Origin of the sequence: Ravibacter arvi (assembly GCF_039540405.1) — a bacterium.
GTDB lineage: Bacteria > Bacteroidota > Bacteroidia > Cytophagales > Spirosomataceae > Ravibacter > Ravibacter arvi.
Genome location: NZ_BAABEY010000015.1, coordinates 41,024 through 51,511 on the forward strand (window position 1 = coordinate 41,024; position 10,488 = coordinate 51,511).

The 10,488-nt window shown below is 46.3% G+C and carries 14 protein-coding genes; 6 read left to right on the top strand and 8 right to left on the bottom strand.

Features of this window, described 5'->3' with window-relative positions; all coding sequences use genetic code 11:
- Nucleotides 1-205: 205 nt before the first annotated feature.
- From ABD852_RS07470 to ABD852_RS07500, 7 genes are all read right to left on the bottom strand, one after another.
- Nucleotides 206-532, bottom strand: a complete 327-nt coding sequence (locus tag ABD852_RS07470; protein ID WP_345027624.1) for an SDR family NAD(P)-dependent oxidoreductase — start codon at nucleotides 530-532, stop codon at nucleotides 206-208.
- 155 nt (nucleotides 533-687) lie between these two features.
- Nucleotides 688-1,749, bottom strand: coding sequence for a hypothetical protein (locus tag ABD852_RS07475; protein ID WP_345027612.1), 1,062 nt, complete (start codon nucleotides 1,747-1,749; stop codon nucleotides 688-690).
- A gap of 72 nt (nucleotides 1,750-1,821) precedes the next feature.
- On the bottom strand, nucleotides 1,822-2,118 hold the full coding sequence (locus ABD852_RS07480) for a hypothetical protein (RefSeq protein ID WP_345027613.1): 297 nt from the start codon (nucleotides 2,116-2,118) through the stop codon (nucleotides 1,822-1,824).
- Between the two features lie 152 nt (nucleotides 2,119-2,270).
- Nucleotides 2,271-2,702 (bottom strand): MauE/DoxX family redox-associated membrane protein, encoded by a 432-nt coding sequence (locus ABD852_RS07485; protein WP_345027614.1) that lies wholly within the window; start codon nucleotides 2,700-2,702, stop codon nucleotides 2,271-2,273.
- Between the two features lie 309 nt (nucleotides 2,703-3,011).
- Nucleotides 3,012-4,007, bottom strand: coding sequence for a helix-turn-helix domain-containing protein (locus ABD852_RS07490; RefSeq protein ID WP_345027615.1), 996 nt, complete (start codon nucleotides 4,005-4,007; stop codon nucleotides 3,012-3,014).
- 11 nt (nucleotides 4,008-4,018) lie between these two features.
- A complete protein-coding gene (locus ABD852_RS07495) occupies nucleotides 4,019-4,429 on the bottom strand; it encodes a hypothetical protein (RefSeq protein ID WP_345027616.1) in 411 nt (136 codons plus the stop codon).
- A gap of 12 nt (nucleotides 4,430-4,441) precedes the next feature.
- Nucleotides 4,442-5,194 carry a hypothetical protein gene (locus ABD852_RS07500; RefSeq protein WP_345027617.1) on the bottom strand — a complete coding sequence of 251 codons (753 nt, stop codon included), beginning with the start codon at nucleotides 5,192-5,194 and terminating at the stop codon, nucleotides 4,442-4,444.
- A 424-nt stretch (nucleotides 5,195-5,618) separates the two neighbouring features.
- Here ABD852_RS07500 and ABD852_RS07505 point away from each other — a divergent pair, with 424 nt between their 5' ends.
- The 6 genes from ABD852_RS07505 (at nucleotide 5,619) to ABD852_RS07525 (ending at nucleotide 9,352) form a co-directional block, all read left to right on the top strand.
- Nucleotides 5,619-6,203 carry a Crp/Fnr family transcriptional regulator gene (locus ABD852_RS07505; protein ID WP_345027618.1) on the top strand — a complete coding sequence of 195 codons (585 nt, stop codon included), beginning with the start codon at nucleotides 5,619-5,621 and terminating at the stop codon, nucleotides 6,201-6,203.
- Nucleotides 6,204-6,300: 97 nt separating this feature from the next.
- Nucleotides 6,301-6,855, top strand: coding sequence for an RNA polymerase sigma factor (locus ABD852_RS07510; protein ID WP_345027619.1), 555 nt, complete (start codon nucleotides 6,301-6,303; stop codon nucleotides 6,853-6,855).
- A 1-nt stretch (nucleotide 6,856) separates the two neighbouring features.
- Nucleotides 6,857-7,240 carry a hypothetical protein gene (locus ABD852_RS07515; RefSeq protein WP_345027620.1) on the top strand — a complete coding sequence of 128 codons (384 nt, stop codon included), beginning with the start codon at nucleotides 6,857-6,859 and terminating at the stop codon, nucleotides 7,238-7,240.
- Nucleotides 7,241-7,548: 308 nt separating this feature from the next.
- A complete protein-coding gene (locus ABD852_RS07520) occupies nucleotides 7,549-8,019 on the top strand; it encodes a JAB domain-containing protein (RefSeq protein WP_345027621.1) in 471 nt (156 codons plus the stop codon).
- Between the two features lie 150 nt (nucleotides 8,020-8,169).
- Complete coding sequence (locus ABD852_RS23065) at nucleotides 8,170-8,673, top strand: CHC2 zinc finger domain-containing protein (RefSeq protein WP_425568780.1); 504 nt, start codon at nucleotides 8,170-8,172, stop codon at nucleotides 8,671-8,673.
- A 460-nt stretch (nucleotides 8,674-9,133) separates the two neighbouring features.
- Complete coding sequence (locus ABD852_RS07525) at nucleotides 9,134-9,352, top strand: class II fructose-bisphosphate aldolase (protein ID WP_345027625.1); 219 nt, start codon at nucleotides 9,134-9,136, stop codon at nucleotides 9,350-9,352.
- Between the two features lie 159 nt (nucleotides 9,353-9,511).
- Here ABD852_RS07525 and ABD852_RS07530 read toward each other — a convergent pair.
- A partial coding sequence (locus ABD852_RS07530; RefSeq protein ID WP_345027622.1) for a T9SS type A sorting domain-containing protein occupies nucleotides 9,512-10,488 on the bottom strand: 977 nt, incomplete at its 5' end.

Sequence of the window (10,488 nt, forward strand, 5' to 3'; positions counted from 1 at the left end):
CTCCAACCCGGGATCAGTCAAATACTACGCTTTCGGCTACGTCTTTATAGTTGTTCAGGTTCGCGTTAACACTTTCCAATTTTGATGTCAAAATCAGCAACGCAATTTTTCCTAATGGCAATCGCAAAGGCGGTGTGTCTGATCGGGTAATGTCGTAAATCGCACTTGCTCCTCTGTCGGGGTTGCCTTCCTGTTTACCGTCAACTTACTTCATTCGTTCTCTAAACGATCCTGCTGTCAGGTTGTAGTCTTCAATGATTTTCTGGGCGTGTCGGAATGAACTACCTGCAAAGTTTGTCCTGAAGGGTCCGGGTTCTACAATGGTCAATTTATTTCCCAATGGTGCTATTTCCTGTGACAACGCTTCACTAAAACCCTCAACAGCAAATTTGCTTGCGTTGTAAACACCACAACCTGCCAAGGCTTTGAAACCACCGTGCGATGGAATCTGGATGATATGTCCGCTTTTTTGCTTTCTGAACATGGGTAAAACATCTGCGTCAATTTCTTGGTAGGAGGAGCGCCTAACTATACTCTAACAACTTAACCTACAAATTTCCGGTGAAATGAAGGAGGGAATTTTTATATTGTTCGTCTAAAAAATATAATTGCCCTGCCACAGCGTGGTTTGTTTATGGTTATCCTTTTTTGGCGCGCGTAAATAGCCACCGGCAGCCGCACGCACTCTCATTTTTGCCAAACCGAACCGAGTGAAAAAAAAGTAAGCCGTTGCCCAAAAAGACCGGCCAGGTGCCCGGAATCGGTAATAGCAAAATCGGTCATTTTGCTTTCCGTAGGTCCTTTTAAGTAAAAGCTAAATAGATAATTTCCCTCTGTAAGGTCGTATACATCTATTACAGCGGCGTGTTTAAACTGGTTACGGTTTTCATTTTCCGCTATGACCGCCGAATTGACCAGTAAAAAATTCTGCCAAACTTTACCAAGTTGATTCACAGGAGCAGGTGGTGAGGACAGGTAACGCGTGTTTCCCGCCTCGCCCTTGGTTACCCGTATTTGAGCAATACTGGTCGTATCAATTGTATGGAAACGTTTTAAAAGCCTCAGGGTGGTATCAATTAAAAAATATTGGTTCCTATGGTGATAAAGGTAGACTAGGGTATTTGAGCTTTTGTTAAATATCAGCTTTCCGTCCACGCAGAAAATTCCGTCAACTTGAGCTTCCAGGAGGGTGGGAGCGAGGACAGGTTCTCCCATACCGCTCTGCCATTTGCCCAGTACGGAATGCCTGTCTTTTTTTTGCACCCCCCGGAAGACAAAGGTCGATGGAGAAAACGGTATGATCTCCGAATAGTAAGGGGGAGCGGGAAGCCGTATTGCTTTCCAGGTAGAAACTTCACCCTCGAAAATGTACGGCGCGGTTCCGTTAAAAACATAAAAGTAAGGTGGGAATACCGCTACACGGGCCCGATCGAGGTTTTTTACGTCAGATCGCTGCTTTTCAGATAGCTGAATGGTGTTCTTTTTTAAGCTATGATCCTTTGAAGTAATACTCAATACAGAGAAAGGATCCGAAATGGAGCTGATATAAACCGAGGTAGAGTCGACCCCGGAAATATAGGACTTAGCTTGCGGAAGGTCAAAAAAGCTATAGGCTGATACTGCATGCGGAAGAAAAATTCTTGTAAATCCCTTGCCGCTGTAAATCCTAAACTTGGAGTTAAGCGTCAATGCCGCAACTACCCCAATACCCGCCAGGGTAAGTAATCCTAGTAGTTGTATTTTTTTCATGGACGTTGCTTAAAAAGGGCAGGTAGCCCGAAAAATCTCGGCGCCGCCTGCCCGGACTTGGACAAAACTACTTTAGTTGGGTTGATACCACAGTTGTTCTTCGCATTCAAGGTTGGTAGAATTGAATGCCGGCCCGATTTGGCTGTCATTAAACTCAACCTTGCACGTTGTGACCGGTGTCGTAGGGCTGGTCGTGCAGTCTGCCGGGTCCTCTATCAAAGTTCCGGTCTGACATTCCGGAGCGGTCGGATGGTCGCCATCTCGTTCGTTCATTCCGGTTACTGAGGGGCCTGCAAAAGCACCCGCAACTGCAATCACTACCGCGATTGCGGGAATCCAAAATCGACGGCTTAACTGACTAGTTTTCATGATAGGAATAGTTATTAAGTGAAAGAAAAGAAAATTTGATTGGCCTTTTGAGTCGGGGTTACCTCTGCCAAACAGGCTATTTAAGCAAAGGCTGACCTACTGGTCACCCCACAGCGTTGGTGGATGCCGGGATTTATAATGTGATGCCTGGTTCATTGCCTTTGATGTTTTGGTATGGTCGCAGGGTACACTAATGCTGCTATGGCAGCGGCGGACGTGAAAAAAATATTCAGCACAAAGTGATCCCACCAACTGAGTTTGGCGATAACTCCACCGCAGCTGCAGGGAATCACGTCACTGAAATTAAGTATGGCCGTTATGTAGGCTGTAAAGATCACCATCAGGGTGTAGCTTCCGTATAACCCGACTTTTCTCGTCTTTCCAAACATCAGTAGTCCGGCGAGCAAAATTTCCAAGGCCGGTACTCCCCACGCGACCAGTCCGGAGATATCTGTTACAAGAGGTGATCTTCCTAACTGAACCCGGAAAGTTTCGAAATCAGCGAGTTTGGAAAATGCTGTATACAGAAACAGCAGAATAAAAAGAAAGCAAACAATTTCCAGAAACAAGGCCTTTGTTTTCATAACGTATTACTATATAGGTATAAATTTTAGGCAATCTAAATCCCGCGGATCTGAGCAACCCGCATAGATCGTCTTGATAGTAAATGGGCTGAAAAATGACCTACAAATACGCCCTCCGTAACTTTGTGAAAAGCCGATTGGCTCGGCACATTCCGTTCTCCGGAGTGGACGGCAAATGGAATGGTTCCCTGAAATCCATAAAACCAGCGAGAGATTGCTAACGGTTGTTTGAATTTCCAAAAGTAAATTTCACAAGAGTTTGCATTCTAAAAAATGATGTGAGTTGACAATTTAGTATACAACACTTTCTCACAATTTTTCTGGTTGATTCAATTTTGCTTTTCCTGGAGGAAAGCCGAAATAGGCTCGGAACTGGCGCGCGAAGCTATATGGATCCTGGTATCCGAGCTCAAAAGCGACCATATGTACCGGAAGGTTCTTTTGGGTAAGTAACTTATAACCAGCTTTCATTTTTAGCCCGACAATATAATCCCGGGGTGCAATGCCGAATTCGGATTTAAATACGCGCGCCAGATGGTGCGGGTGAAGGCAAAGCCGATCGGAGAGCTCAGCAATCGTCGGTAGTGTTTGTCCCAGCTCAGCTAGGTTGTCCAGGTACTCCCTTAGCCGATGAACTACTTGTTTTGCCCCCGCTTTTTGCCGCAGTTTTGGCTTTTCTAAGATCTCCAGCGCACTCCGGAACAACTCCCAAAGGCGGGCGTCCAGCGAGAATCCCGCCATAGAATCCCGCAATTTTCCCCGTTTGGTCTGGTAGAGTAACCGGAGCACGCTGGCTTTGAATTCGGCTGATGAGAATTCCGCTAGTTGCTGCGGTATACGAGAGGTTAATAGCTCAAAAGAAGAAAAAACACTTGAAAGCTCCTCTAATACTTCTAATTTCAGGTGGCTGCTAAAATAGATATGCTTTCCAGCCGGTATTCTAACTTTATACCGGCCCTCAGGCACTGTGCCTAAATATGAGCGCTTCTTAGCCATGGTTTTTTCCGGTTCGTCGCCACGCTGTAGCAGCAGCACTCCTTCCAGGACATGTATTAAAACCAGGATTGGACTTTTTAAATCAAGATAAAACGTGGCTTCCTTAGTGAGGCTGAGAACATATACTTCCAGGCAAAATTCTTCTCCGTGTTGGATCCTTCTCCAGACATTAAAGTCAGCATGGGTGGTGACCCAAACCCGATGACCGTTAAGAATCCGGAGAGAGTTCTGATATAGCGCCTTGGTTAGAGAAAATTTACCTGCAAGGTTAGAAGGAAGCTCCCACTTTAGATGTGATTTAACTTTCATAGGTAGCGTTACTAGTATTGGTTGACAATGTTTTCCATCTCCTTCAGCAGCCGCATAACTGCTTGCTTGCCTTTGTCTTCAGGCGCGTAGGATCGCTTTCGCATACTCTGCCTGGAAAGATTGGGTTGTTTTAAAGAAGAGACCCATGGGACGACTGCTTTAAAAAATTGATTGACTGATGAGGAAGCCACCTTACCGGTGTCTGCCAGTGCCCTGATCAATACTGCAATCTGATCTGCGTTCATAATCAGATGAGTCTTCTTTAGTGAATCGACTTCTTTCGAATACTGTGTCTGTAAAGGGAAAACTTCGAACTGATGCTTTTTTTTCAGGTAGGTGATTTCCTGAGCAAACCAGTTCCCGATTACCTTGTAAATGTCCGGGTAGTGCTGATTTAAGCTTACCCCAGGTTTACGGTGCATTTGGTTGAACTCCTAGTAGGCCAAAAGGATAGCGTCCAGCTTTTCTGTCACCGAATCGAATATTTTCACTCGTAGGGCCGTTTTCTCGGTCAGGTAGTTTAAGAAAGCCTTGTTATTGAAATTCCGGTAAACGAGTAGTTCTATCAGCAACTTATAAAGCTGGGCCTCCTCTTTCTGTCCGCTGATTTCTTCCAGCGAGCGCACCAACTCTTTTTGGTAGATCATTTCCCTGAAGGTGATGGGCCGGCTTCCAGTGGATACAAAATCATAAAGGACAGTTAATACAAGCCCGGTCAGCCGTTTGTCAGAAATTCTTTGAAAAAGCGTTTTCTTGAGGTCGTTTAACCTGACGGTTAAGTCTTGTCGCGTATTGGCTAAATAATTGATCGGCACCCGTTCGTCGAGCCCGAGAAAATCACTGTACTGGCGCTCTACGAAGTAGAGCAAATCTTCCAGGCAGCCGGTGATCTCATCATGGATCGGTTTGATGGCCAAACCGGCCGACAGCTGGTAGTTTTCGTAAGCCTGATCATAGAGAATGATCAAATCTGTGTAAAAACGTCTAACTAATAAAGTAGTCGATTTTATGTTTTTCTGCTTATATACAGCACGTTTCAGTGCGGTTTTTACCAGGCATTTCTGCTCGCTGATGGCATGGGTGATACGGTCGAGGTGTTTCTTCTCCATACCGTATAATTCGGCTTTTTTCGGGTCAACTGTAACCGTTACCAGCAAATCGAACCATTCCAGATAGTAGGTGTCCATGTTCATATTGGTGAATCACTTCAGAGGCAACTAAGCGTAAACGGGTTAAAGGCTCTAGGTGTAAGTAATTATCCATAATTACCATCGATAGCTGCCGGTGAACCATCAAATCGGTGAGTATCATAACCTTTTCCTGAAGCCATAAGTCGGGATTAAATATTCTATATGAGGAAAAACGGAAGGCGTATTTCAACTGTAGGCAAAACTGTGATGATCACCTCGGAAAGTCAATGAGTAAAGGTTAAGAATTGAATTGTCATTTGCTAAAAAAATGAGGGAGCTTTGGCACAACTTCCTATCCTATTTTCTAATGACTGTTTCAGTTGACAAAGGATTTTTTGAAATAAAGCCGAAATTTTCATGCAGCGTTTTGGGTTTTAGAGGGTTATAATAATGTGGGCTGTTTATATAAAAAACAGACGTCATGAACGAACTTTTCCAAAACCTGGAATTACACGTACCACTGAGTCAACAGGTGCGTGAGGATATTTCCCGCTTTTTCACGACCGTAACCGTTCCTGCACAAACGCGATTGATTTTGGCAGGCCAATTGCACCCGCCTCTTTATTATGTAAGGGAAGGGGTGCTGAGAAACTTTGAAGTTTTCGATGAGAAGGAATCGACGAACTGGTTTTTTAAAAAAGGGGATTTTGCTTTCAGTATGGAAAGCTTGCTACTCGGAAAACCGTCAGAAGGGCATTTGGAGTCGTGCGTGGAAGCAACCCTTTATTCGATTTCAAAAGCCGATTTTTGGGCGCTCGTTCAGAAATACGACTCCATCCGGAATTTATCTAATATGCTGGCCGGCATTTATTTGAGAGAAGCTAAAAAACACGTACATTATTCAATCCATTTATCTGCCTGGCAGCGATACCGGCTTTTCTTAGCCGATAATCCCTATATCGCTAACCGTGTGCAATCTAATCACGTAGCCAGCTTCCTGGGAATTTTTCCCGGGTCGGTTTCTCGGTTCAGGAGACGTATCTCTACAGAAGACAGTCTTCCTTAAAAATGAACTTTTATAGATAAAACTTAACCCCAAAAGAAAGAATATGTTAATGAAAAAAAGAGAACCAGAGTAGTACTGCTCTCTGAAATTATCGCCCATGGAGCTTGATGAAATGATTGAAGGCCTAAAACGCGAAGATTCAAATGCTATGGAACAGTTCTACAGCTGCTACGGTCCTTTAATTAAAGGGATCTGCTTTCGCTACGCGCAAGATCGGGAGCAGGCCGAAGACATGTTTCATGATACGCTCATTGAACTGTTCGAAAAGGTAAAGAAATATCGCTCGACCGGCTCCTTTAACCGATGGCTTAAGACCGTGACTGTGCGTACGCTAATTGATCACATCAACAAATCAAAGCGCGCGCGACAAAAATTAGAGGAATCGGCAAATGCCTACTACGAAAACCTGGCTGATGAACCGGCGCGGTTGGATCTTTCAAAGCTCGCTTTGAGTCCGGAAGAGTTGATCACGGCAATCAGCCGGCTACCGCGCGGGTTTCGGATTGTTTTTAATCTGTATGTAATCGACGGCTACGCCCATAAGGACATTGCCGGGATGCTGAAAATATCCGAAAGCGCGTCTCGCTCGCAACTAGCGCGGGCTAAAATAGCATTAAGAAAAGTTATAGAAGAAAAAATGAAAACCGACTAACGTGGAGGAGAGATATGATAGCCTGGAGGAATTGTTCCGAAAGTCCTTAAAAAATTATAGTGGCCACGGAGTACGACCCTGGAACGAGGAAAAAAAAATACTCGACGCATGGAAAAAAAGAACGCTGTCCAGGCGCCAGGATTACTGGCTGTATCTGTTGAGCGGTATTTTACTTATAGCAGTGCTCCTTTATGTGGTTTTGCATCAAAAGGTCAATAGAGCCACAACCTATGCCAACGATATGAAAATAAGTGGGAAAGGCGTTCAGGCCAATAGAATTGAGAGGACCGAAACGATTGCTAGCGAACCAGTGCCGATGGGTGCCAACAAAATAGCAAATATGCAAAAAGCCAAGAAAAGGAATTTGAAAAAGCGATCAGAGTAACCTCCGCTTCGCGGTGTACAGAGCTTGAGAGGTAACTATCATTGATGCTGCTTGCGATGGAGACTTGACCTCCCGCTAAACCTATAAGATCAACCTAATATAAAATCAAGGTCTGGGCATTCCCCTATCTTCATTGGATTCCGCCACAAAGTTCGGAGTGGTGACAACTGAAGCGAAAAGGGAATTTCCGGCATAAACACACAGCGGCCCGCTTGGGCCCTCCTTTATTCCGTTCCTTCCTTTTCTTGAATTGTCACCCTCCGGGCACGGGCACCATAATCTATTTTTCACCCTAAGCGTTTACGATTATGAAAACCTTGCCTATTGCTCTCAGCCCGTTTCAGTTAGCCGAAATTCAATTAACATACCGCAGGCACATTTCCGTTTCGGATTCTCCGGCGATTTGCCAAAGTCGCGATGCTTACCAGGTACTCTCTGCTTGCTGGAATCCGGATAAGATTGGGCTTTTTGAAGAAGCTAAGATCCTGTTGGTTGACCAAGCCTATAAAGTGCTGGGCATAGTTAGCCTCTACTCAGGCGGGATGACTAGTACTATTGTCGACATCGGCCTGATTTTTGCAGCGGCGCTAAAAGGAGCCGCAAGGGCGGTTATCCTGGCCCACAACCATCCTTCCGGTAATTTGAAGCCCAGCCAGGACCTCAGCCTGACCCAAAGGTTGGTAGAGGCCGGAAAAATTCTGGATCTTCAGGTGCTTGATCATATCATCCTGACTCCAGACGGGGCATACATGTTCTTTGCCGATGAGGGGATGATGTGAGTTATTATGCGCCGCTTTCTAGCGCCAGCGGCGCATTTTTTTTGTCGCGCATATTCCTCCTTATTTGATTTTTATACAGGTAACAACCGTCTAAAAATGAGCCTGTATCTTTGTTGCCAAATGTTTGTAGAAAGAAAAAGACAGTAGCGAATGGAACGACAAACATCAACTTTTACTTCGTGGGAAAAGCTTCGGGATCTGGATCTGGTCGCATTTCTAACTTCCATTGTATACGGACCTTGCAAAACGAGCGGAACCAATTACTGGTACTTATCCTCTTTACGGACAGAAAAAACTGCTTCTTTTAAAGTCAATACCCGTCTGAACCGGTGGTGGGATTTCGGAATCGGAAAAGGCGGGTCTATTATTGATTTCTGCCTGGAATACTACAAAACAGAACTTTCGGAAATAGTACGACGCTTATCCACCCAAGTCTTTGCACAGTCACCCCCTTTCTTCCCCCAGGAAACATTTTCCGATCAACCCGCTTTGAGGATAACCGAGGTGTGTGATCTTTCCTGTGGCTATCTTAAAAGTTATCTAAGAAATCGGGGTATAACAGTTCAGCTGGCGGCCTCGGTGGTAAAACAGGTGCACTATAATCTAAACGGGAGGTCATATTACGGATTAGGCTTTCAAAATGACCTGTGGTAACCTTAACACCAATGCAACATAGTCTGAGTTAACTCTTGCTTCATTTTGAAACAATAGGCTAAGAGGCTTGCGTCAAAGTAGTGGTTTTCCCATGAACCAAAGTAGTTTCCAGACTACTAATAGTCCGGTTGAGGTTCTGATAGGACATGTGTGACCAATAGTGTGGCTAGCATGCTGATGAAGCCTGAAAAGCCGATGCCAATACCGGCAGCGCTCCTCCGCGGGCATGCCCGTAAGTTCGGAAAGTAAAAACGGATACGCCCGGAAGAAATGAATTCGGAGTTTTAATCCATTCTTCTTCGGTCACCTGGGGACATGAACCCAAACGTCTTGCCTGGAATTGAACACGTCGTCAGTCGGACGAAGCAGCGGCTTTCGTTCATAAAACCGGCGTGGATGCGCTGGCGATTGGTATGGCACACGACTTTACAAGGAGGAGTCCAGGTTGGATATTGACCTGTTGCACCGGATTGCCGGGCGCACCGCTGCGACCCTCGTTCTTCGCGGTAGGTCAGGCATTCCGCCCGAGCAGGTGCGGCTCGCCATTTCGAACGGGATATGCAAGGTGAACCTCGCTACCGAGATCAAGAATATTTTCATGGCTGCAGTGAAAAACGAACTGGCTTATAACCAGGACATCGATCTTCGAGGGTGTTTCCCAAAGCTACCCGCAGGATAACGGAGCCGGTCAAGGCCAAGCTTGAAATAAAGGAGAACATTCCGGTATAACGTAGGACCGTGAGTGTCGCCAACCCTAATAAAAAAGCATGAGAGCCCGGCCCTCATGCTTTTTTATATTACCCGACCAGCCGGAATCGGGTCCCGGCGTGATATTTGCCTATTTTACTAAAAATTTGCCGGTGCGTACGTCGCCGTCCGCCGAGATGAGGCGCAGCACGTAAATGCCGGTCGGAAGGCTGCTGACGTTCAGTTCGCGGCCTTTCCCCAGGTTTTGGTGCAATACTTTTATCCCAGTCAGGTTGTGTATCTCAGCACGATACGAATCTGTGTTGGCCACATCTACATTAAGGTTACCATTTACTACCGGATTCGGGTAAGTAAGCAGGGCGGAGGCCGCTCCATCCACACGGATGGCACGCATTTGGCTGTAAGCGAATGTACCGTCAAGGTCTACCATCTGCAGGCGATAGTAGTTGTTGCCTTTCAGGGGTGTTGCGTCCGTAAAACGGTAGCTTAGTTCGCGTGTGCTGTTTCCGTTTTCGGATTTTCCAGTCACAAACCCGAGGTTGTGCCAGGTTTTGGCATCCTTGCTCCGCTGAACCTGGAAGCCCTTGGCGTTTTCTTCGGCAACCGTCACCCAGCTTAGCCTTACCGTATTGCTTTCAGCCGACGCCCGGAAGTCCACAAGTTTTACCGGCATGGAAGTGTCCCAGGTGCCCGTTGCTTCCCGGTACGGGCGAGGGGTAGTTCCGGTGCTGACGCCAAGAAAGCCCTGGTAGCCGGCATAAGTGTCGCAAGGCTCATAAACGATCAGGTTGTTGATATTCCACAGGTCGGGCTGATCGTAAACCACACGAATGTTTGCCACGGCATCCACGGGGCTGGTCAGCGACACCGTCGCCGAGCTTGAGGAAGCCGGAAAAGTAAGCGTATTGTTGACGCCATCGTAGGTAGCGCCGGTTACAGAATTGACAACAATTCCGGCAGGTACCTGAAGCGTCAGGATTCTCGGGTGCCCGCCGTCGTCGGTAAGATCGACGACAAAGTTCTGCGCCACGCCCGGTTTCGTGCCCGACGCAGGTCCGGTAATGGAAAACTGCGGCTCAACCGGAGAAGGGGTGGCAGGTACGGCGG

Bases quoted from the DNA above. Each gene is read 5' to 3' on its own strand.
- ABD852_RS07505 (WP_345027618.1), top strand. From the start codon at position 5,619: ATGAACGAACTTTTCCAAAACCTGGAATTACACGTACCACTGAGTCAA.
- ABD852_RS07520 (WP_345027621.1), top strand. From the start codon at position 7,549: ATGAAAACCTTGCCTATTGCTCTCAGCCCGTTTCAGTTAGCCGAAATT.
- ABD852_RS07510 (WP_345027619.1), top strand. From the start codon at position 6,301: ATGGAGCTTGATGAAATGATTGAAGGCCTAAAACGCGAAGATTCAAAT.
- ABD852_RS07490 (WP_345027615.1), bottom strand. From the start codon at position 4,007: ATGAAAGTTAAATCACATCTAAAGTGGGAGCTTCCTTCTAACCTTGCA.
- ABD852_RS23065 (WP_425568780.1), top strand. From the start codon at position 8,170: ATGGAACGACAAACATCAACTTTTACTTCGTGGGAAAAGCTTCGGGAT.
- ABD852_RS07500 (WP_345027617.1), bottom strand. From the start codon at position 5,194: ATGGACACCTACTATCTGGAATGGTTCGATTTGCTGGTAACGGTTACA.
- ABD852_RS07480 (WP_345027613.1), bottom strand. From the start codon at position 2,118: ATGAAAACTAGTCAGTTAAGCCGTCGATTTTGGATTCCCGCAATCGCG.
- ABD852_RS07485 (WP_345027614.1), bottom strand. From the start codon at position 2,702: ATGAAAACAAAGGCCTTGTTTCTGGAAATTGTTTGCTTTCTTTTTATT.
- ABD852_RS07495 (WP_345027616.1), bottom strand. From the start codon at position 4,429: ATGCACCGTAAACCTGGGGTAAGCTTAAATCAGCACTACCCGGACATT.
- ABD852_RS07475 (WP_345027612.1), bottom strand. From the start codon at position 1,749: ATGAAAAAAATACAACTACTAGGATTACTTACCCTGGCGGGTATTGGG.